Consider the following 19,397-nt stretch of genomic DNA (forward strand, 5'->3'; position numbering starts at 1 on the left):
GGTCCGAGGACATCGCGAGTATAGCACTAAGCCTTTCCTAAATGGTTTCACGTGAAACATGCCCGCTGGTATCACCTTCAGGTCGAACGGCCGCTCCGGCGTCGGTACTGGTCGCTACTTCTTCAGCGACGCGGATACGCCGCGATGGGCGAACGGCCGTTCTTAAGAATCACATCCCTGGGTGGAGAGGAAGGGCTGGACGGTTCGCTGGCAGGAATGTTTCACGTGGAACAACCAGGGTCAGCGGGTACCGTTACAACCTCATGGGCATAACCACATACCGGTACTGGTCCTGTCCTACCGCCTGAATCAAGGCGCTACTGTTGCCATCCGTCAGCTCCACCTGCACACGCTCGGTCTCGATCGCCGAAAGCGCATCCACCAAATAGGTAACATTAAACCCGATCTCCAGCGTTTCCCCCTGATATTTCACCTCCAGCTCTTCCTCGGCCTCCTCCTGCTCCGGGTTATGGGCCTGAACCCGTAAATTCCCTTTCGTAAGGTGCAAACGCACCCCCCGGTATTTCTCGTTGGAAAGGATCGATGTGCGGGTCAATGCCTGACGCAACAGTTCCCGATCCGCCTCCATCACCTTGTCCCCCCGCCTCGGAATCACCCGCTGGTACTCTGGGAACCTGCCGTCGATGAGCTTGGACGTAAAGCACAGTTCGTTCAGCCGCACCTCCACGTGGTTGGCGCTCACAGCTAGCTGAACCGGGGTATCCTGGTCCCCCAACATCCGTAGCAGTTCCTGTACCCCCTTACGTGGAATGATGAGCTGGCGTGGACCGGGCACCTGGACGTCGGCAGCTACCTCACCGATAGCCAGTCGGTGTCCGTCCGTGGCTACCGCCCGAAGGACACCGTTCTCCAGCTCCAGCAGGAGACCATTCAAATAATACCGTACATCCTGCAGCGCCATGGCGAAGTGCGTGCGCGTGATCAATTCCCGGAACTGCCTTTGGGACAGGTGGAACCCTACGGCATCCTTCCCCATCGCTACAATGGGGAAGTCATCTGCCGGTAAGGTTGCCAAGGTGAAGCGGCTCTTGCCGGCACGGACCGTGATCCGCTCCCCCGTGACACTTATCTTCAGTTCTGATTGTTCCGGGAGGGTCCGGCAGATGTCTACAAACTTGCGCGCCGGGACCGTGATGTCCGCAGGGTCTTTTACCGCCACCGGGATCTCTCCGACCAACTGTACCTCCAGGTCGGTCCCGGTTAGGGTTATTTTTTCTTTTTTACATTGAATCAATAAATTGGACAAGATTGGCAAGGTCTGGCGCCGCTCCACCACACCTGCTACAGCTTGCAGGGGCTTTAGGATTTGCTCACGCTGTAGGGTAAATTCCATGACCAGCCTCTATAAATATTGTTTTATAAAATCTTTGGGTTGATAGTAGTAATAAGCATCCGTCTGCTTTGGGTATAACTTGGGTTTTATCTGAACTTTCAATGCTGTTCAGGACTATCTACGACCCGAAACCCGGTGTGCGGGAAGTGGGCATCCGGTGTACAACCTGGGATAACTTTTTACCCACCCAGGAATCCACAGGTTACCCACATCAATTGCTCAGGGTTCTGAACAGGTTGTTATAGTCCTCCTTGATTCGCTCATCGGAGTCGCGCAGCTCGATCATCTTCCGGCAGGCATGTAACACGGTAGTATGGTCACGGCCGCCAAAACTGTCCCCAATTTCTGGGAGGCTATGATTCGTCAACTCCTTCGCCAGCGCCATGGCCAATTGCCGGGGCCGGGTAATGGAGCGGGTTCGGCGTTTGGACAGCAGATCCGCCACCCGGATCTTGTAGTATTCCGCGACGGTCTTCTGAATGTTGTCCATGGAAACCAGCTTGTCATGGAGCGACAGCAGGTCGCGCAGGGATTCTTTGGCAAATTCCGGAGTGATGGGTGTTCCTACGAACCGCGCGTTGGCAACCACCCGGCGCAGGGCACCCTCCAGCTCGCGAACATTGGAGCGGATCCGCTTGGCGATGAAGAACGCCACTTCATGGGGTAACTCCAGCTGAAACTGCTGAGCCTTGCTGATCAAGATCGCGACCCGGGTCTCCAGCTCCGGCGGCTCGATGGCGACCGTCAGTCCCCATCCGAACCGAGACCGGAGACGCTCCTCCAAGCCCTTGACTTCCTTTGGATATCGGTCACAAGTGACGATCACTTGCTGCTGATTTTCCAGTAATGCATTGAAGGTGTGGAAAAACTCCTCCTGGGAATGCTCCTTGCCCGCGAAGAACTGGATATCATCGATCAGCAGTGCATCCACCGAGCGGTAGAAGCGCTTGAACTCATTGATGGTGTTGTGCTGGAGCGCCTTGATCATATCCCCGACGAAGCGTTCCGAGTGCAGATAGACCACCCGTGCGGAGGGATTGGCCTGCAACATGCGGTTGCCCACCGCATGCATAAGATGGGTCTTACCCAGACCAACTCCCCCATAGATAAATAACGGGTTGTATGCCCGCCCGGAATTGTCAGCCACCTGTTGAGATGCGGCCCGCGCCAACTGATTGGACTTGCCTTCCACGAAGCTGTCGAAGACGAACTGCGGGTTCAGGTAGCTGCTGCGCACTACCTCCTGCCCGGTGCTGTAGCGTTCCCCTTGTGCCACCCGCGCCGCTGCCACCGGTGCGCTGCGGCGGGTGCTGCCGATTTCCAACAACACCCGCGGAGGGTGGCCGCTCCCATGATGCGACACGACTTCCGTGATCTGTTCGAAATAGTGCTCACGAACCCAATCGAGCACGAAGCGATTCGGGGCCAACAGGTGCAGCGCGTTGTCCTCCTCCACCGCGTGCAGTGGCCGGATCCACGTGTTGAACTGCTGCTCGGACAACTCTCCCTCGAGACGATGGAGACAACTTTGCCACAATGAACCGACCACAGGGGCGGGCCCTCACGTTATCGTTATCGAGCAGGTGCCGGATGGCAGTGCGGGAGGCCACACAGTCTACCCCGCACCCGCGCGTCGATCCACACCGGAAATGTCTGTGGCGACGCTATTGACAGCGCCGGAACCCTCAGACTAAACTGCTGTTTTTCCAGTAAATCTAAACGACAGCGAAAGACACCACAGGTCCCGCTATGAAAAGAACCTTCCAGCCCAGTAACATACGGCGCAGTCGCACGCACGGCTTCCGTGCGCGCATGCGCACCAAGAACGGTCGGCGGGTGCTGAAGGCCCGGCGTGCAAAGGGGCGCGCGCGCCTGTCGGCCTGACGGCGGATCCCTTGGGCGCGGGCCGGAGACGTTTTAGCCTACACGTCCGACTGACCCGCGAGGAAGAGTTCCAGCGCGTCTTCGACCGGCCACTCCGGTTCAGCCATGGCGGGTTAACAACTCTCGCCAGGCGGAACGACTTCGGTTACGCTCGCCTGGGCTTGGCCATCTCCCGCAAGTCTGCCGGCACCTCGGTCACCCGAAACCGTATCAAGCGGCTGGTGCGGGAGAGCTTCCGCCACCATCAACATCGCCTCGGCGCCGTGGACGTCGTGGTGCTGGGGCGCAGCGGGGTTGCGCAAATGTGTAACGACGCAGTGCGTAATACCCTGGAACAACACTGGACGGCCTTGATCGAACGATGCAAAGACTGCTGATCGCCCTGCTGCGGGCCTACCGATACGCGCTCAGCCCGTATATCGGCATGCATTGCCGGTTTACCCCGACCTGCTCCGAGTACGCCATGGATGCGATCCAGCGCCACGGTGTAGGTACCGGCTGCACCATGGCCGCACGCCGGTTGTTGCGCTGCCACCCCTGGCACGCGGGCGGTTTCGATCCGGTACCGGAGGCGGAACGGCGCCACCCCCATGGATAATCAGCGACTGCTATTATTCATCGCCTTGTCCTTTGTGCTCCTGCTGATGTGGCAGGCGTGGATGAAGGACTACGGGGAACACCCCGTTCCCCCGGCGTCGGTGGTGCAAGGTAGCGCCCCTACCGCCCCGCCGCTACCTTCCGATCTGCCGACAGCCGGCCCTGCCGCTACCCCGGGCGCCGCGCCGGCCCCCGCCCCCGCCGGATCCAACGCACCCAAGGGGCAGCTGCTACACGTACACACCGATGTCCTGGACGTGGTGATCAGCACCACCGGCGGTAGCCTGCAGCGGGCGGCGCTGCCGGAGTTCGCGGCATCCGAGCACGGGCCCCGCCAGCCGGTGGTTCTGCTGGACGACCAAGCCGGCAAGCAGTTCCTGGCGCAATCCGGCCTGCTGGGAGCGGATGACGAGGCGCCTACCCACCATGCCCAATTCACGGCGGAGCGTACCGATTACCGCTTGGCGCCCGGGGCCCAACAGCTTCAGGTGCATCTGCGCTGGGACTCGGGCCACGGCGTCACGGTGGACAAGATCTACACCTTCCACCGCAACAGCTATGTGGTGCATCTCCAGGAGATCGTACACAACGCGGGGCCACGTCCCTGGAAGGCGCGCCCCTATGAACAGTTGATGCGCGAGCCACCCGCGACTACCAGCTCCATGTTGGTCCACAATTACGTGGGCGGCGGGGTGATGTACAGCCCTGAGGAGAAATATCAGAAGATCCCCTACAAGGAGATGTCCAAGAAGAACCTGAACCGTGCCGTGACCGGGGGATGGCTCGGGATGGACCAGCACTATTTCCTGGTCGCTTGGTTGCCACCGTCCAGGACCCGGGAACGTTTCTACACCAAGGCCCTAGAGGGTGGGCGCTACGTCATCGGGACGATCGGTTCCGAACTCCAGGTGGCCGCGGGACAGACCACCCGCGTCAGCGCCCGTCTCTATGTAGGTCCCAAGCTCCAGGGTCGTCTCACTGGCGTGGCTCCAGGGCTGGAACTGACCGTCGACTACGGATACCTCACGATACTTGCGAAGCCCATTTTCGCCATGCTGCGGTGGATCCATGGGGTGATCGGGAATTGGGGCTGGGCCATCGTGATCCTCACGGTGCTCATCAAGCTGGCGTTCTATAAACTTTCCGAAACCAGCTACCGCTCGATGGCGAACATGCGCCGTTTGGCGCCGCGTCTGAAGGCCCTGAAGGAGCGCTACGGGGACGATCGCCAGCGGCTCAACCAGGCCATGATGGACATCTACAAGGAGGAGAAGATCAACCCTCTGGGAGGCTGCCTTCCCATCGTGGTACAGATTCCGGTGTTCATCGCCCTCTACTGGGTGCTCCTGAATAGCATGGAGCTGCGCCAAGCGCCCTTCGTGTTGTGGATACATGACCTGTCGGCGCCCGATCCATATTTCGTGCTGCCGATCCTCAACGGCATCACCATGCTGGTCCAGCAACGGCTGAATCCTTCGCCGCTGGATCCGATGCAGCAGAAGATCATGATGATCATGCCGCTGATGTTCTCCGTATTCTTCGCATTCTTTCCCGCCGGGCTGGTACTCTACTGGCTGGTGAACAACATGCTTTCCATCACCCAGCAATGGGTGATCACCAGGCGGGTGGAGAAAGCGGCCAAGTAGCCGTCCCGCGGCGGTGGGCGGGCCGCGCCCATGAACGACGTCGATCAGGACACCATTACGGCGCTGGCCACCCCGCCGGGGCGCGGCGGCGTCGGTATCGTGCGCGTTTCGGGTCCCGCAGCGGCCTCCATCGCACGCGCACTCCTCGGTTTTCTGCCCGCTCCACGGATGGCTTGCTACCGCCGGTTCCGTGACGTGGACGGCACCACCCTCGACCACGGCCTCGCCCTGTTCTTCCCCACGCCCAATTCCTTCACGGGAGAAGACGTCCTGGAGCTGCACGCCCATGGCGCGCCGGTGGTCCTGGACTCGTTACTGCGTCGGGTCTGCGGACTGGGCGCCCGGCTCGCCGGCCCCGGGGAGTTCTCGCGCCGCGCGTTTCTGAACGGGAAGCTGGATCTGGTCCAGGCGGAGGCGGTGGCGGACCTGATCGCCAGCGCCACGGGTCAGGCGGCGCGCGCCGCGCTGCGTTCCCTTGAGGGCGTGTTCTCAACCCAAGTCTGCGAACTGGTGGAGGCCGTGGCGGAGTTGCGTGCCTACGTGGAAGGTGCGATCGACTTCCCCGAAGAGGACATCGATTTTCTCGCGCGCGGCCAGGTGGACGAACGGCTCGAGGCCTTGTCGGCGCGGCTGCTTGGCGTCCAGGGCCCCGCCCGCCAGGGATTTTTGCTGCACGAGGGACTGCGGATCGCGATCGTTGGCCGTCCCAACGTGGGCAAGTCCACCCTGTTGAACCGGTTGGTGGGCCGCGCGGCGGCCATCGTCACGGACGTTCCCGGCACCACCCGCGACGTACTGCGGGAAGTGGTGGATCTGGATGGCATGCCCCTGCATTTGGTGGACACCGCGGGCCTGCGCGATACCGGGGATGCGGTGGAGCGGGAGGGGGTGCGCCGGGCGTGGGAGGAGATCGGGCACGCGGATCGCATACTGCTGGTGGTGGATGACCGCGCCGCCCTGGGCGCCGAGGATCAACCCCTGCTGGCGAAGTTGCCCACTGATGTGGCGCTCACCGTGATCCGCAATAAGATCGACTTGAGTGGGCACCCGCCAGGCCAGGGGGAGCAGGAGGGCCGGACCCAGCTCTGGTTGTCCGCCCATACCGGCGCCGGGGTGGACGTCCTGCGTGCCCATCTGCGGCGCGCGGCAGGCCTGGAGGAAGGGGCCAGCGCCTTCGTGGCGCGGCGGCGCCATCTGGACGCCTTGGATCGGGCCCAACTGCACCTGACCCAGGGGCGCCGGCAGCTGCAGGCCCAGGGAGCGCCGGAGCTTTTGGCCGAGGATCTGCGTCACGCCCAGCGGGCCCTTGGAGAGATCACCGGCGCAGTTACCACGGAGGACTTGTTGGGCCGAATATTTGCCAGCTTCTGCATCGGCAAATAACCGGTCCCCGGCCCACTCACGCTGGGGCTCCGGAAACGGCTATCATCAAGCCCATGTGGAGTAATCGCGCCACCCCCTTGAACCATATGTTGTCGCTGGTGCTCGGCGCCGTCCGCGCCCGGGTCGCGGGTCGCGTGCGTACCGGATCCGCCCTGGATGTGGCCCTGAGGCACGCCTGGTCCAATCCGCTCGCGGGCGCCCTAATCCTCGTCTACCATGCGTTGCGGCGCGCGCGCCAGATCACCGTGGCGGGAGTCGCAGGTTGCGTGGCTGCCCTCGTCCTGCGCTATATCACCTTGCGGGGAGGCGGGCCCCGGATCTCCATCCCCAACGCCCTGCTGTGCACCGACCTCCCCGTGGTCCGAGAGTCCGGCACCGATGCGGTGTGAAATGCACAAGCCGATTCCACGCGCCACCGGATGGAGTTGGTTTGGAGCCGGGGGGTGCTTTGGACTGCTGCTCGCGTTCTTTGCCCTCGGTGGCGCGGCGCTGGCCCAAGGTGCTCCCTATAATACTTCGGCGTTGGACCACCTTCAGCGCGAGCTGCGGGTCGTGCAACGTTCCCTGGACCGCCGCGTGTTGTCAGGCCAGGAGCTGCGTACCCTTCTGGATCATGCCACTCAGGTTCAGACGACAGCAAACCAATGCGTCGCGGATGCCGCCAAGCAGGCGGACCAGATTCAAAAAGATCTGGATACCCTGGGTCCGCCCACCCCAGGGGAGGCGCCTGCCGTTGGCCATAGACGTAGCGGTCTGGAGCAGGAAAAGATCGATACGGAGCAGGGTGGCGCCACCTGCCGTTTGCTGCTGCTCGACAGTCAGGAGGTCCTCACCGAGATCGGTCGGCGCCAGAAGCAACGCCTCGCGCAGCACCTGCTGACCCGCGGCCCGTCGATCATTGCGCTCATCAGGGAGAACTGGGCGCAGCCGACCGCGTGGTGGTCTTCCACGCGCGCTTTTCTCCGTGCCCATAGCGGGTTCGCCCTCCTTGCTCTGTCGGACTGGCTGGAGTTGGCCGCCACCTTGCTCGCGGCCGCCATCGCCGCGTGGTTCGCGCGCCGATGGCTGTTGCCGCGCGCGGCCCGGGAGCCGGCGCCGGCCAGCTTCGGCGCGCGCTTCAACTGCGCGCTGCTCTCGGTATCCGCCCGCTACGCCACGCGGCTCCTGGTGACCGGCGCGGCGGCGGCGTTCCTGTGGGCGGAATTGGGTGACGTGGAACCGGACCCGTTCATTGCGGTCCTGGCCTACGGCGCATTTTTCTATGTCGCATTACTGGCCGGGATACGCTTGTTCCTCGCCCCCTGCCCGCCCGCACCGCCCTATCTGCCCCTCGCCCCGGATCTGGCCCATGCCCTGGCGCGGCGGCTTCGGGTGCTGGTGGGGCTGCTGGTGGTCGGCCTCCTGGTCTTTACCACTGTGCTTTCCAGAAGCCTGCCACTCCCCGCTCTGGAGCTGGCGCGCGCGATCTATGCCGCGGTGCTGGTACTGAATGTGGTGTGGATCATCTGGCTGCTGGGACAGTTGCCCCGGTTCGCCCACACGGTGGTGCCGCGGGTGCTGGTGACGCTGGTGCTGGGTGCGGCACTGGGCGCCGAATGGCTGGGCTACCGCAACCTGTCCGTGCTGATGTTGCGGGGGTTGCTTGGGACCGGACTTGCGCTCGGGTTCACGCTGCTGGCGCAGCGCCTGCTGTTCGATGCCCTGGATGGATTCGACCACGGCCGCCACGGCTGGCAACGCCGTGTGCGCGGCCTCATGGACCTCAAGCACGACGAGCTGGTCCCCGGCCTGGGCTGGTTACGGGTGTTGATGGGTTTGGCCCTATGGTTCGGATTCGCCGCCACGGTACTGCGGATATGGACCCTGTCGGACGCGGGGTTCCTCGCCGTTATCGGTCTGGTCAATACCGCGGTGCCAATAGGTTCGCTGCGGATCGTGCCGGCACGGGTGCTGATGGCGGCGGTAGTATTCGCGCTGCTGCTCGGAACGTCCCGCTGGCTACGCAGGCGCCTGTCACGCCAATGGCTACAGAGCGCGCGCATGGAGCGCGGTGCCCGCGAGGCCATGGTAACCATGACCGGTTATCTGACCGTGGCGATTGGCTTGTTGGCGGCGCTGTCCATTGCCGGGGTAAACCTGACCAGTCTGGCGATCGTCGCCGGCGCGCTTTCGGTGGGAATCGGCTTTGGGCTGCAGAACATTGTCAACAATTTCGTCTCCGGCATCATCCTGTTGTTTGAACGGCCGATCAAGACCGGGGACTGGATCGTGGTCGGCGAGGTGGAGGGGCACGTCAAGCGCATCAGCATCCGTTCCACGATCATACAGACGTTCGATTGGGCGGATGTGATCGTGCCCAACTCGGACCTCATCTCCGGAAAGGTGACCAACTGGATGTTGCGTGATCCATGGGGGCGCATCCGGGTTCCGATCGGTGTTGCCTATGGTAGCGACACGGCACTGGTGAAGCAGCTCCTGCTGGAGGTGGCCAGCGCTCATCCACACGTGCTTTCGGGGGGCGCGGTGCCGGATCCCATCGTACTGTTCCTGGCGTTCGGCGACAGCTCGCTGAACTTCGAGTTGCGGTGCTTTATCCGTGACATCGACCGGCGCCTCGCGGTGATTAGCGACATCAATTTCTCCATCGATGAGGAATTCCGCAAACACGGCGTGGAGATCCCGTTCCCGCAGCGCGATCTACATGTGCGGGATTGGACGCCGCCGCCCGATGCGGGCCGGCGTGCAGATACCCCGCGGGACCCCGGCCCCGGATGACCACTGTCAAGCGTAAAACACTACGCTACTTTCAGGCCGCCCCTTCCAGGCGCCGCTCCCGATAGCCGATGGCGCGCAGAAACAGATCGATGCAGCGGTCCACCAATTGATGCAGGGGCACATCCCGGTAGCGCTCGGAATCATAGATACACTTGGCGTACAGGGCCTCGCGCAACATGCCCTGGAACATCAGGCTCGCGCTGGGCACGTCCACCGCCGCCGCCTGGCCCAGGGGCGCGAGTTCGCGTATCCCGAGATCGATATAATCGGCGAAGTGTTTCCAGCGATTCTCGAAGAAGCTCTCGGCGAACGGATTGTTCTCGAGCACGGCGTGCATTTCCATGCGCAGGAAGTCAGGATCGTCGGCGACGCTGTCCACGAAGGTGCGGGCAATGCGCCGCAACACGCTGGCGAAATCTGAAGGTCCGCGCAGCACCGCGTCCACATAGTTCTCGCGGTTGCAGGCGGTGGCGTTGACCACCGCCTCGTAGAGCGCCTCTTTGGAGGGGAAATGCTTGTAGAGGGTGGCGGGGCTGACGCCGAGCCGTTCCGCGATGGCGTCGACGGACACACCATGTAGGCCGTTCTCGGCGAACAAGGCCTTGGCCGCTGCGAGGATCGCGGCGCGCCGTTGGGATGCCGGTAGACGTTTGGTCATGCCAGCCCCTCGCTTCGGGGACGGGCCGGCGGACGCAAGGCGCGCCCGCCGGCCGACCGAATCAATGTTTGCGAATCAGGAACACGAACTCGCCGGAGTTCTGCTGGGAGTTCAGCAGTTCGTGGCCGGTTTGCTTACAGAAGGCCTCGAAGTCCTTGACCGCACCTGGATCGGTGGCAATCACCCGAAGCACTTGGCCGGACTTGAGCTCGTTGATCGATTTCTTGCAACGCAGGATCGGCAATGGGCAATTCAGGCCGCGGGCGTCCAGTTCCGAATCGAATTCCGCCATGACGTTTCTCTCCTCACAATTTACGGGTCATTTAGTTGTGGCCTGCATCGGGCAGGGGACCGCTGGCGGAAGCCTGTCAATCGGCTTTTTGCCAGATAAGTAAGTAAACGTTTACTAACTTAAAACACCCCCTGGGGTCCTGTCAAGACCTTCGGCGGACACCTCAGCGGGGTTGCCGCACGCGTTTCAGGGCGCGAACAGCCGTCGCCACCAGCGCCGGCGCCCACCCGGAGGCGGGAGGGCATGCAGGTCCGTGGGGACCAGCCGCGACAGGATCCAACCCGGGAGAGGTGGGTTGTCGCTCGATCCGCATGACACCCCCAGGTTGTTGGGGTCGTAGATCTTTACGAAGGTGGGGGCATCAAAGTCGTCCACATAAACGATCCCACAGTAATCCTCCCCATGCTCCCGGCGCAGCATTGGGGTAATTTCTTCGACGAAATTCAACAGGGTCTCGGCTGGGGCCGGGGCCGTGGGCGGCGTCTCCCCAACCGCGTAAAGATACCAGCCGTCGCCGGCCCGTTGCCGCAGCACCTCCCAGAAGCGATCCAGCTGCTCCCACCGGAGGATCCCCTGGAAGCTGCCACGCAGGTGCCTGACGTACTCAGGCTCCGTGTCGCCCCGTGTCTTCATGATCCTGCATTCCTCGTGGAGGCGTGTCCCCGTTGCGGTAAGTCGGTTCGGTACCCCAGCCCTTACATTTTGGATCTGCCGATGGCTCAAAACACCCCGGTTCGGAGCGCGCTGAATGAATCTCTAAGTGTGAAGTGCCACCCTACTTATGGAAACCCACCCCGATCCCGAGGTGGATCCGGGGTTCCGCCGCGGCCCGCGCCGTGGACCACAATATAGAGCCGCACCGCGTCGACCACCGGATACCGATAGGGCGCATCGCCCACCCGACCCTCCTGGGGCTTTCCCAAGTCCCCGAGGAAGGTGATCCGCTGACCCGGGAAGAGTCAATGGTCTCGAGGTAGCCGACCTGGAAGACCAGAAATCGTTTCCCCGCCGCCAGGACCGCCGCGCTAACGCGTGCAATCTGGTACGCGGACACGGATCAGTTCCCCCAATAGGGCGGGCCCCAGGGATACCACGGGGACCACCAGGGGTCGTAGTAATACCGCGGGTAGCCGTAGCGCTCGCGCTTGGGAAGCGGGGGCCAGAGATAATAGGCCTCCACCGTTACCACGGGAAAATGGTATTCAAACCGCCCGATGGGGCGCGTGACCTCGTGATCCAGCCGCCCCGCAACCGTGATCAGCCGTCCTTTGGCATAGATTTCCGGATCCAAAAAGCCGGAGACCTCTGCGAGGAATCGTCCGGCACTCGCATCGCCCTCTTCGCTGGGGCGCCCATCGCGCGCTAGCGGCCGCGCGACCACCTGTATCCAGGTCTGAGCCGTGCCGTTCTCGACCGCGGCAATAGTCCCACCCCAGCGCACCTGTGCGCCGGAAAATCCGTTGGGATCCGCTCGCACCTGCGCCACTGTGGGGCTGCTTCCCGGCGGTGGAGAGCCGATCGGGGGAGGCACCGGGCTGGCGCAACCCGCCAACAGCAACGCCGCGGTCCAACACCAATAGAGCCTGTTCATGTGCCATGCTCCTGTGGGGACCGGGACGGTCGTTTTCGCTATTCGGGCCACCGTGCCGATCCCGCATCGCCAGCTTACCACGGGCCCGCAAGGGCGCGCCCTGCCGTGCGCCCTATTTGCATTCTATCGCGCACTGTCGCAGCCTGTTGCCATTAGGGCGCGACCGCTCGATGCCTCACTGCCCGGAGAAATCATGGATCACGACGAGCCTTTTGAACCGCGCAACGAACTGGAGCGCGCCCTGGTGGCGGCCCAGGAAGGGCACACCCCGGCGGACGTATTTATGGAGGACCTGCTCGGTGCACAGGTGTTTGTGCCGGCGCGCGATTCCGTCGGGATCGGCGGGTTCCAGAGTAACGCGCCGCCCGAGCCGCTGACGGTGCGGGACGACGAAGGGACCGAGGTGCTCGTGGTGTTCACCAGCCCAGATCGGGCGCGCGCATTCCTTGAGGACTTTCCCGGGTACCACGGGGGCCTGCTCATGGACTTCCGGGCGGTCTTGGCGAAGGTGGGCAGTGGTTTCGGGGTCGCCCTGAATCCGGGGTGGTCCGTGGGCCTGGAGATGGCGCCGGAGATGGTCCGCCAATTAGTTGGCGCTGATCCCCAAGCCCCGCGGCACTAAGGTCCGAGTGCCGATCGGACGCTGTTTACACTCTGAGACCTGGGTCCCATTTTGTGCGGCACAGCGGTTTATACTCTGCCGTTGCGTAACACCTTGGATTGGGTTCCTAATGATAGGTCGGGAAGGGGACGCCGGCTCCGTGCGCTCCCCGCGTGGTGGTCATCAAAGGAGGGATGGAGATGTTCGACATGAATCAGATCAAGCGCAACGCCAACAAGTGGTCGAAGGGAGAGGAAAATCCGGAGGAAACGTTTCCGATCGAGGAACCCGCCACCTCAGCGCCGCGCAGCGGCCCGCGTACCAGTAGTGGGCCGGCGACGATCGGACCTTCGATCCACATAAAAGGCGACCTTACCGGCGAGGAGGACCTGGTTATCCAGGGGCATGTGGAAGGGACCATCAACCTGAAGCAGAACAACCTCACTGTGGGTGGCAACGGTCGCATTCGTGCCAACATCTTCGCCAATACTATTACCGTGGAGGGGGAGTTGCAGGGTGACCTGTACGGCACCGAGAAGGTGGTCATCCGCAAGACCGGCAACGTGCGCGGCAACATCGTCTCGCCCCGAGTGAACCTGGAGGACGGCGCCAAGTTCAAGGGGAGCATCGAGATGGATCCGAAGGCGGTGGAGTCCGTGGTAGCTCAGAACCGCCCCGCCCACGCCATCGAGTCGCGGCCGCACGAAACGCCCGAGGCCCGCAAAGACCGGCCGGACCTCAAGCAGGCCTGAAGCGGCGTGACGCTGCGCGCCCCACCGCCCACGGGCGCGGTATCCGGACGGCCCACCCGCGCCAGGGTGGGCCGCGGGTGAATGCGTCGCCGTCCCACACCAGCGGTACGCCCGCCGAATCCGCAGCCGCACAAGGCGAGACCAGCAGCCCGCTGTTCGATTCCCTGGCCGCGCGCCTCGACCCTGAGCGTAAGGTCGACATCCTGGACTTGGGGGCGGCGTGCAGTTCCAATGTGGATTATTTCAGCCGCTTTTCCTGTCGGTTGCACATCGCCGATGCGCTGGACCCGCTGAGCGACTGGAATCCCCCGGCCGATCCGGACACCGGGGTGGTGGATGAGGCAGCGATCGACGTCCGCGTCTCGCAGCTCCTGCCTCGCCGGGACGGTACTGCTTTCGACCTGATCCTGTGCTGGGATCTGCTGAACTATCTGGACCGGGCGGTATTCAGGGTCCTGATGGCCCAGTTGGCGCGCCATACGGGCCCGGGTACCCACTTGCATGCCTTCGTGTGGTCCCAGCCCCAGATGCCCATGGGGCCGGCGCGCTTTCGGCTCGGGGAGGGTGGCCGGATGCGCTACGCCGCCAGCGCCGCTACGCGGGAGTGCCCGCGCTATACACAGCGTGACCTGGAGCGGCTCATGCCCCAGTTCGCCGTCGGGCGTTCAGTACTGCTACGCAGCGGCCTGCAGGAATACCTGTTCGACGCCCGGATCCATGCGCGGGAGCCCGCCGATCGCGCCGACGCCTTGAGTTGACCCCGGCCCCAATTCGCGTTTTCCCGCGCTTGTCGCCAGAGCGCCGGACTTGACCCACGCCGCCCAAGGACCTTTATTGGGCCCGGGGCCAGAGCCCCCCAGCTGCGAGGCCCCATGTCCCTCGAATCCCTGGTCACCTCCTACGGATATGTCGCGATTCTGCTGGGCACTGTTCTGGAAGGGGAAACAATACTCTTCCTAGGTGGGGTGCTGGCGCACCAGGGGTATCTGGCGCTGCCGTGGGTGATTACCGCGGCGTTCTGTGGCACCCTCTGCGCGGACCAGACGTGCTACTTCGTAGGCTTGACCAAGGGAGGTGCCGTCCTGGAGCGCCGACCGGCCTGGAAAGCGAAATCCGCCCAGATACTCGAGCGGCTGCGCCGCCATCGGATCCTGGTGAGCATCGGCTTTCGGTTTCTGTACGGGCTGCGTACCGTAATCCCCCTCGCCATCGGCACCAGTGGGATCCGCCCACGCCAGTTCGTGCCCTGGAACATCCTCGGCACCGCCATATGGGCGGCGACGATCAGCCTGCTCGGATACGGGATCGGCGGGGCCGTGGCGGGGCTGACGGAGGGTGCCCGTCGCTATGGATTCCTAGCCCTTGCGGGCGCGGCCACACTACTCGCCCTGGCCTGGGTGCGCTACCGGACGCTGCGCACGGCCGGCCGCGACGGCGCGGCGGGTCCGGGCGCAGCCGCCGAATGAGGTCCGGCCGATGCCCGGGATGCCAGGGCATGAACCCGAGGCTTCAGGCCCCGGGCTCGGTTTGGCTCCAGGCGTAGGCGCAGTCCAGCTCCGCCCGGACCGCGGTGATCCCGCTGAGACCGTCCTCGATCATGGTGCTCAAGGGGGTGCGTTGGTTGAAGCGCCGGTGGGGCTTGTTCATCCATGGGGTGCCCGGCGCCGGGTCCCGCGGGTAGGTGGTACGCAGGGCGTCGGCGATTTCCGCCAAGTGCTCGACCCGTTCCCAGATCGCCGGGTCATCGGGAAACGGGGTGTCGTCCCGGAACCGGCGCAGGTGCCGGGTCCGGGTGTCGTCCGGCAGGCCCAGGAGGGTGCGCTGGTCTTCCGTCCCCACGCCCCAGCGATCCAGCAACCGCATGATGCCCTGGGCTACCGTCACGCGCTCGTCATAGCTCAACTCTTTCATGGACCCTCTCCCAGGACCACCTTTGTGGTCGCCCCAGCGGGTTGGCGTGGATCGCCGCAACTGCCCCGCTATCGTAGCATGTGGACGGCGTTCCGCACGCCGCGACCCGGGAACGCGATGTCCGCAATCGCGCGCATATCCACAGCCGGTATAGGGGCAAGCCGGGGGCCCTAAAGTTTCGCGTTCGATTTTCCGATAGGCTCCGGTGCCCGAGAGGATCGCCATGGCTTCCGATGTCATCCGCCTGGATCGCGAGCGCTCCCGCCGCAAGGCGGCCGCCTACGCGCGCGCCTACCGCCGTTTGGCCTACCGGTTTCCCCAGGACAGTCTGTATCGCGATTTGGTGTTCTGGGTATCGGACAATTTTTCCCGGGAAGCCGCTTCCCTGACCGCCATGTCGGAATCCGCGCCCTGACCGTACCCGTACCGGAGCGCCGTCTTAGGACCGCTGCGGATGCTGCGCTCTCTACTAGGTCAGCTTGATCAGTACCACCACGAACAAGGCGACCAGCAGCAGCGGGATCAGCACGCCTCGCCAATCCTTGTCCTTGGCCTGACGGCTCTGTGCAAACGCCGCCTTGATCCCGGGGCGGAACCACAGGATCAGCAACAGCGCCCCGACTCCCACTAGGACCTTTCCCAGGGTGCTGACGGGTTCCATAGGTGAACGCACTCCCCGCGTTGTGTGCCGTAGCGCCCCTCCCATGCTAACGCCAACATCGCCTCCCCGGCCAGCCCCGGACCCGGTTCGTCAGCCCGGGCCGCTGCTGCTATGCTGCTCCCCCATGGACGCTACCGCTGACACGCTCTATGTAGATACTCCTGCCGCCCTGGAGCGGCTCTGTGTACAGATCGACGGCCAGCCATGGTTGGCCTTGGATACCGAATTTCTGCGCGAAAAGACCTATTTTCCGCAGCTTTGCCTGGTGCAGATCGCCACACCACAGCTGACCGCATGTGTGGACCCGCTGGCGCTTGCCGATCTCGGACCCCTGCTGGACGTGCTCTATCGTCCCACGATCCTCAAGGTGCTCCATGCCAGCCGCCAGGACCTGGAGATCTTCCACCATCTGCGCGGTGCCCCCTTTGCGCCGGTGTTCGATACCCAGTTGGCGGCGCCCCTGCTCGGCCATCCCGACCAAGTGGGCTACGCTGCCTTGGTGGCGGCGGTCCTCGGTGTGAATCTCAGCAAGTCCCACACCCGCGCCGACTGGCGCCGCCGTCCGTTACCACCGGAGCAACTGCGCTACGCTGCGGACGACGTGCGCTATCTCGCGCCCCTCTATCAGCGGCTGAACACCGATCTCGCAGGGCGCGGGCGGCTCGACTGGCTGGCGGACGAGTTCACTGCCCTGAGCGATCCGGGCCAATATGAGAACCCCCCGGAGCAGGCTTGGCACCGGGTGCGCGGTGCCGACCGCCTGCGCGGCCCGCGGCTCGCAGTACTCCAGGATCTCGCGGCTTGGCGGGAGTCCACGGCGCGGGCGGAAGACCAGCCCCGTGCCTGGTTGCTGCGCGACGAGACCCTGCTGGATTTGGCCCGCATGATGCCGCAGACCGAGCAAGATTTGCGCCACCTGCGGGGTCTGAATGAGCGGGTAGCGCAGCGCCACGGCGCGGATCTCGTTATGCGGATTCGCGCCGCCGCACAACAGGTGCCGCGCCCCGCCGAGACCGCCCGCCCCCACCCACCGCGCCTGGAGCCATCCGCCGAGGCCCTGGCGGACCTCCTGATGGCGGTGGTGCGCGCTCGCGCGCAGCAGCACCAGTTGAGTCCGGCTACCTTGGCGCCCCGCAAAGAGGTAGAGCGCTTGGTCGCCGGCGAGGACCACAGCGTGCTGCTGAAGGGCTGGCGCGAACGGATGATCGGTGAGGAACTGCGTTCCGTGTTGCGCGGCGAGCGCCACGTATCCGTGGTGGACGGCGAGTTATTAGTAAGCCCGGCGGGGCCATGAAATCCACATGGATATCGGGTCCCATCTATTCCGGATCGAGTGCAACAACACTAGCTGCGGATCCCGACGCCATGGCGCAGCAGGTACAGGCTGATTATGAACAGTGCCACGATAAATCCCAATATGATGCTGTAGGCCGTCACCAAGCCGATATCCGAGACCCCAAGGAAACCGTAGCGGAAGGTGTTGACCATATACAGAATCGGGTTCGCCAGAGAGGCCCGCTGCCAGAACGGCGGCAGCAGCGATATTGAATAGAACACGCCACCCAGATAAGTGAGCGGCGTCAGCACGAAGGTGGGTACGATGGAGATATCGTCGAAGCTTTTGGCGAACACCGCGTTTATGAACCCCGCGAGCGAGAATACAACCGAGGTCAGGATAACCGTGGTGCAGGCGACCAATGGGTGACTTACCTGCAGGTGGCTGAAGAACAGCGATACCGCGCTCACCGCGATACCCACCACCAACCCACGGGCCACGCCACCGGTCACGAAGCCGAGCAGGATGACGTAGTTCGGCATCGGCGAGACGAGGAGCTCCTCGACGCTGCGTTGGAACTTGGCGCCGTAGAACGACGACACCACGTTGGAATAAGAGTTGGTGATTACCGCCATCATGATCAGGCCAGGTACTATGAATTCGATGTAGCGGAAGCCGTCCATGACGCCGATCCGCGCCCCGATCAGATGGCCGAAGATAACGAAGTACAGCGAGGTCGTGATTACCGGCGGCAGTATGGTCTGCAACCAGATCCTGGCGAAGCGCAACACCTCCTTGATGACAATGGTCTTGAACGCGACGTATTTCCCGCGCACCGTCATCATGCGGCGTTACCTTCGGCCCCACCACCATTGATCAAGTGCACGAAGAGCTGCTCCAGGCGGTTGGCCTTGCTGCGCATACTCAGCACCTGGATATCGGAGCGCGACAGCTCGGCGAACAGCTGATTGATCCCCTTCTGCTTGTAGACCTCCACCTCCAGCGTGGTCTCATCCAGCAGACGTACCACGTGACCTTCCAGCGCTGGAGCGCTACGCAACGGCTGGTCCAGGTCCAGAACAAAGGTCTCGGTATCGAGGCGATTCAGCAGCCGCTTCATGCTGGTGTTCTCCACCAGCTCGCCGCGGTCGATGATCGCGATGTTACGGCACAGGCTCTCCGCCTCTTCCAGGTAGTGGGTCGTCAGGATGATGGTGGTGCCCTGGGCATTGATGTGTCGGAGGAACTCCCACATGGAGCGCCGCAACTCGATATCGACGCCCGCCGTGGGCTCATCGAGGATCAACAGTTCCGGCTCGTGCATCAGGGCGCGGGCGATCATCAGGCGGCGTTTCATGCCACCGGAGAGGTCCCGCGCCGCGCTCCGCCGCTTGTCCCAAAGTCCCAGCTGCCGCAGCACCTCTTCGGCGCGGGTGTAGGCGCGTTTGCGTTCCATGCCGTAGTAACCAGCCTGATTGACCACGATCTCCACCACCGGCTCGAACAGTGGAAAATTGAACTCCTGGGGGACCAGGCCGATGTGGGTGCGGGCGTCGGCGAATTGGGTATCTATATCTTTGCCGAAGATGAACGCCTTTCCGGCGGTCTTGTTCACCAGTGAACTGACAATCCCGATCAGCGTGGTTTTTCCCGCCCCGTTGGGTCCGAGCAGCGCGAAGAAATCCCCCTGGTTTACGTCCAGGTCGATCCCCTTCAGGGCATGGTGCCCGTTCGCGTAGATTTTGCTGAGACCGTGTACGGAAAGTGCTTTGGACATAGGAACGACCGAGGAATGCCGACACCCATTGCGGCGCAGGAGGAGGATTGTAACATGGGCTCGCACGGCTGGGCCGAGACCCGCCAAGGCACAGTTTGGCGTGCGGACTTTCAGGCATGAGTCACTACACCCTGCGCAGAGACCATGACCTGTGGATGATAGTGCCATGAATAAAATCGGCCAATTTGAAGCAATCGAGCGCCGCACCCTGCGTCGCTGCGTAAGAGTAACGGCGTAGG

At 63.3% G+C, this 19,397-nt stretch carries 24 protein-coding genes; 13 read left to right on the forward strand and 11 right to left on the reverse strand.

Annotation, left to right across the window (positions count from 1 at the left end):
- Positions 1 to 253: 253 nt before the first annotated feature.
- Both B7Z66_04470 and dnaA read right to left on the reverse strand, forming a co-directional pair.
- Entirely contained in the window at positions 254 to 1,354 is a 1,101-nt protein-coding gene (locus B7Z66_04470) for a DNA polymerase III subunit beta (GenBank protein OYV77365.1), read from the reverse strand.
- A 211-nt stretch (positions 1,355 to 1,565) separates the two neighbouring features.
- Positions 1,566 to 2,903 carry a chromosomal replication initiation protein DnaA gene (gene dnaA / locus B7Z66_04475; protein ID OYV77366.1) on the reverse strand — a complete coding sequence of 446 codons (1,338 nt, stop codon included), beginning with the start codon at positions 2,901 to 2,903 and terminating at the stop codon, positions 1,566 to 1,568.
- Between the two features lie 200 nt (positions 2,904 to 3,103).
- Here dnaA and B7Z66_04480 point away from each other — a divergent pair, with 200 nt between their 5' ends.
- The 7 genes from B7Z66_04480 to B7Z66_04510 are packed head-to-tail and all read left to right on the forward strand — an operon-like array spanning position 3,104 to position 9,639.
- Positions 3,104 to 3,238: a 50S ribosomal protein L34 gene (locus B7Z66_04480; GenBank protein ID OYV77367.1), complete on the forward strand. Its 135-nt coding sequence runs from the start codon at positions 3,104 to 3,106 to the stop codon at positions 3,236 to 3,238.
- An 11-nt stretch (positions 3,239 to 3,249) separates the two neighbouring features.
- Entirely contained in the window at positions 3,250 to 3,615 is a 366-nt protein-coding gene (locus B7Z66_04485; protein OYV77368.1) for a ribonuclease P protein component, read from the forward strand.
- Complete coding sequence (locus B7Z66_04490) at positions 3,600 to 3,836, forward strand: membrane protein insertion efficiency factor YidD (protein ID OYV77369.1); 237 nt, start codon at positions 3,600 to 3,602, stop codon at positions 3,834 to 3,836. The genes B7Z66_04485 and B7Z66_04490 overlap by 16 nt, the downstream gene beginning before the upstream one ends.
- Positions 3,829 to 5,481: a membrane protein insertase YidC gene (locus tag B7Z66_04495; protein OYV77370.1), complete on the forward strand. Its 1,653-nt coding sequence runs from the start codon at positions 3,829 to 3,831 to the stop codon at positions 5,479 to 5,481. Before B7Z66_04490 ends, B7Z66_04495 begins: the two co-directional genes overlap by 8 nt.
- A gap of 30 nt (positions 5,482 to 5,511) precedes the next feature.
- Complete coding sequence (locus tag B7Z66_04500) at positions 5,512 to 6,864, forward strand: tRNA uridine-5-carboxymethylaminomethyl(34) synthesis GTPase MnmE (GenBank protein ID OYV77371.1); 1,353 nt, start codon at positions 5,512 to 5,514, stop codon at positions 6,862 to 6,864.
- Positions 6,865 to 6,917: 53 nt separating this feature from the next.
- Positions 6,918 to 7,253 (forward strand): hypothetical protein, encoded by a 336-nt coding sequence (locus B7Z66_04505; protein ID OYV77372.1) that lies wholly within the window; start codon positions 6,918 to 6,920, stop codon positions 7,251 to 7,253.
- Between the two features lies 1 nt (position 7,254).
- Positions 7,255 to 9,639, forward strand: coding sequence for a hypothetical protein (locus B7Z66_04510; GenBank protein ID OYV77373.1), 2,385 nt, complete (start codon positions 7,255 to 7,257; stop codon positions 9,637 to 9,639).
- A gap of 31 nt (positions 9,640 to 9,670) precedes the next feature.
- On the opposite strand, the gene B7Z66_04515 is transcribed toward B7Z66_04510, so the two are convergent.
- From B7Z66_04515 to B7Z66_04535, 5 genes are all read right to left on the reverse strand, one after another.
- Positions 9,671 to 10,297, reverse strand: coding sequence for a hypothetical protein (locus tag B7Z66_04515; GenBank protein OYV77374.1), 627 nt, complete (start codon positions 10,295 to 10,297; stop codon positions 9,671 to 9,673).
- Positions 10,298 to 10,358: 61 nt separating this feature from the next.
- On the reverse strand, positions 10,359 to 10,589 hold the full coding sequence (locus tag B7Z66_04520; GenBank protein ID OYV77375.1) for a hypothetical protein: 231 nt from the start codon (positions 10,587 to 10,589) through the stop codon (positions 10,359 to 10,361).
- A 186-nt stretch (positions 10,590 to 10,775) separates the two neighbouring features.
- Positions 10,776 to 11,222 (reverse strand): hypothetical protein, encoded by a 447-nt coding sequence (locus B7Z66_04525; protein ID OYV77376.1) that lies wholly within the window; start codon positions 11,220 to 11,222, stop codon positions 10,776 to 10,778.
- A gap of 146 nt (positions 11,223 to 11,368) precedes the next feature.
- Complete coding sequence (locus tag B7Z66_04530; GenBank protein ID OYV77377.1) at positions 11,369 to 11,530, reverse strand: hypothetical protein; 162 nt, start codon at positions 11,528 to 11,530, stop codon at positions 11,369 to 11,371.
- A gap of 116 nt (positions 11,531 to 11,646) precedes the next feature.
- The gene (locus tag B7Z66_04535; protein OYV77378.1) at positions 11,647 to 12,180 is read right to left on the reverse strand and encodes a hypothetical protein; all 534 of its coding nucleotides are present in this window, start codon (positions 12,178 to 12,180) and stop codon (positions 11,647 to 11,649) included.
- 193 nt (positions 12,181 to 12,373) lie between these two features.
- Here B7Z66_04535 and B7Z66_04540 point away from each other — a divergent pair, with 193 nt between their 5' ends.
- From B7Z66_04540 to B7Z66_04555, 4 genes are all read left to right on the forward strand, one after another.
- Positions 12,374 to 12,802, forward strand: a complete 429-nt coding sequence (locus B7Z66_04540) for a hypothetical protein (GenBank protein ID OYV77379.1) — start codon at positions 12,374 to 12,376, stop codon at positions 12,800 to 12,802.
- A 173-nt stretch (positions 12,803 to 12,975) separates the two neighbouring features.
- Positions 12,976 to 13,533, forward strand: a complete 558-nt coding sequence (locus B7Z66_04545; GenBank protein OYV77380.1) for a hypothetical protein — start codon at positions 12,976 to 12,978, stop codon at positions 13,531 to 13,533.
- Between the two features lie 77 nt (positions 13,534 to 13,610).
- Complete coding sequence (locus tag B7Z66_04550) at positions 13,611 to 14,291, forward strand: hypothetical protein (GenBank protein ID OYV77381.1); 681 nt, start codon at positions 13,611 to 13,613, stop codon at positions 14,289 to 14,291.
- Positions 14,292 to 14,405: 114 nt separating this feature from the next.
- Positions 14,406 to 14,999, forward strand: coding sequence for a hypothetical protein (locus B7Z66_04555; GenBank protein ID OYV77382.1), 594 nt, complete (start codon positions 14,406 to 14,408; stop codon positions 14,997 to 14,999).
- Positions 15,000 to 15,042: 43 nt separating this feature from the next.
- On the opposite strand, the gene B7Z66_04560 is transcribed toward B7Z66_04555, so the two are convergent.
- Entirely contained in the window at positions 15,043 to 15,444 is a 402-nt protein-coding gene (locus B7Z66_04560) for a hypothetical protein (protein ID OYV77383.1), read from the reverse strand.
- Positions 15,445 to 15,667: 223 nt separating this feature from the next.
- Here B7Z66_04560 and B7Z66_04565 point away from each other — a divergent pair, with 223 nt between their 5' ends.
- Positions 15,668 to 15,859: a hypothetical protein gene (locus tag B7Z66_04565; GenBank protein ID OYV77384.1), complete on the forward strand. Its 192-nt coding sequence runs from the start codon at positions 15,668 to 15,670 to the stop codon at positions 15,857 to 15,859.
- A gap of 54 nt (positions 15,860 to 15,913) precedes the next feature.
- Here the strand turns inward: B7Z66_04565 and B7Z66_04570 are convergent, their stop codons facing one another.
- Positions 15,914 to 16,105, reverse strand: coding sequence for a hypothetical protein (locus B7Z66_04570; GenBank protein ID OYV77385.1), 192 nt, complete (start codon positions 16,103 to 16,105; stop codon positions 15,914 to 15,916).
- A gap of 124 nt (positions 16,106 to 16,229) precedes the next feature.
- Here B7Z66_04570 and B7Z66_04575 point away from each other — a divergent pair, with 124 nt between their 5' ends.
- Positions 16,230 to 17,399, forward strand: coding sequence for a ribonuclease D (locus tag B7Z66_04575; GenBank protein OYV77386.1), 1,170 nt, complete (start codon positions 16,230 to 16,232; stop codon positions 17,397 to 17,399).
- 50 nt (positions 17,400 to 17,449) lie between these two features.
- Here the strand turns inward: B7Z66_04575 and B7Z66_04580 are convergent, their stop codons facing one another.
- Positions 17,450 to 18,223, reverse strand: coding sequence for an ABC transporter permease (locus tag B7Z66_04580; protein ID OYV77453.1), 774 nt, complete (start codon positions 18,221 to 18,223; stop codon positions 17,450 to 17,452).
- On the reverse strand, positions 18,223 to 19,158 hold the full coding sequence (locus tag B7Z66_04585; GenBank protein ID OYV77387.1) for an ABC transporter: 936 nt from the start codon (positions 19,156 to 19,158) through the stop codon (positions 18,223 to 18,225). Before B7Z66_04585 ends, B7Z66_04580 begins: the two co-directional genes overlap by 1 nt.
- Positions 19,159 to 19,397: the final 239 nt, after the last annotated feature.

The sequence above is a fragment of the Chromatiales bacterium 21-64-14 genome, assembly GCA_002255365.1.
In the GTDB taxonomy this organism is placed as follows: domain Bacteria; phylum Pseudomonadota; class Gammaproteobacteria; order 21-64-14; family 21-64-14; genus 21-64-14.

Coding starts and splice junctions, on each gene's coding strand:
- B7Z66_04580 (OYV77453.1), bottom strand. CDS start 18,223: ATGACGGTGCGCGGGAAATACGTCGCGTTCAAGACCATTGTCATCAAG.
- B7Z66_04585 (OYV77387.1), bottom strand. CDS start 19,158: ATGTCCAAAGCACTTTCCGTACACGGTCTCAGCAAAATCTACGCGAAC.
- B7Z66_04555 (OYV77382.1), top strand. CDS start 14,406: ATGTCCCTCGAATCCCTGGTCACCTCCTACGGATATGTCGCGATTCTG.
- B7Z66_04505 (OYV77372.1), top strand. CDS start 6,918: ATGTGGAGTAATCGCGCCACCCCCTTGAACCATATGTTGTCGCTGGTG.
- B7Z66_04575 (OYV77386.1), top strand. CDS start 16,230: ATGGACGCTACCGCTGACACGCTCTATGTAGATACTCCTGCCGCCCTG.
- B7Z66_04560 (OYV77383.1), bottom strand. CDS start 15,444: ATGAAAGAGTTGAGCTATGACGAGCGCGTGACGGTAGCCCAGGGCATC.
- B7Z66_04520 (OYV77375.1), bottom strand. CDS start 10,589: ATGGCGGAATTCGATTCGGAACTGGACGCCCGCGGCCTGAATTGCCCA.
- B7Z66_04535 (OYV77378.1), bottom strand. CDS start 12,180: ATGAACAGGCTCTATTGGTGTTGGACCGCGGCGTTGCTGTTGGCGGGT.
- B7Z66_04570 (OYV77385.1), bottom strand. CDS start 16,105: ATGGAACCCGTCAGCACCCTGGGAAAGGTCCTAGTGGGAGTCGGGGCG.
- B7Z66_04470 (OYV77365.1), bottom strand. CDS start 1,354: ATGGAATTTACCCTACAGCGTGAGCAAATCCTAAAGCCCCTGCAAGCT.
- B7Z66_04545 (OYV77380.1), top strand. CDS start 12,976: ATGGAGATGTTCGACATGAATCAGATCAAGCGCAACGCCAACAAGTGG.
- B7Z66_04525 (OYV77376.1), bottom strand. CDS start 11,222: ATGAAGACACGGGGCGACACGGAGCCTGAGTACGTCAGGCACCTGCGT.
- B7Z66_04565 (OYV77384.1), top strand. CDS start 15,668: ATGGCTTCCGATGTCATCCGCCTGGATCGCGAGCGCTCCCGCCGCAAG.
- B7Z66_04500 (OYV77371.1), top strand. CDS start 5,512: ATGAACGACGTCGATCAGGACACCATTACGGCGCTGGCCACCCCGCCG.
- B7Z66_04480 (OYV77367.1), top strand. CDS start 3,104: ATGAAAAGAACCTTCCAGCCCAGTAACATACGGCGCAGTCGCACGCAC.
- B7Z66_04490 (OYV77369.1), top strand. CDS start 3,600: ATGCAAAGACTGCTGATCGCCCTGCTGCGGGCCTACCGATACGCGCTC.
- B7Z66_04495 (OYV77370.1), top strand. CDS start 3,829: ATGGATAATCAGCGACTGCTATTATTCATCGCCTTGTCCTTTGTGCTC.
- B7Z66_04540 (OYV77379.1), top strand. CDS start 12,374: ATGGATCACGACGAGCCTTTTGAACCGCGCAACGAACTGGAGCGCGCC.
- B7Z66_04515 (OYV77374.1), bottom strand. CDS start 10,297: ATGACCAAACGTCTACCGGCATCCCAACGGCGCGCCGCGATCCTCGCA.
- B7Z66_04510 (OYV77373.1), top strand. CDS start 7,255: ATGCACAAGCCGATTCCACGCGCCACCGGATGGAGTTGGTTTGGAGCC.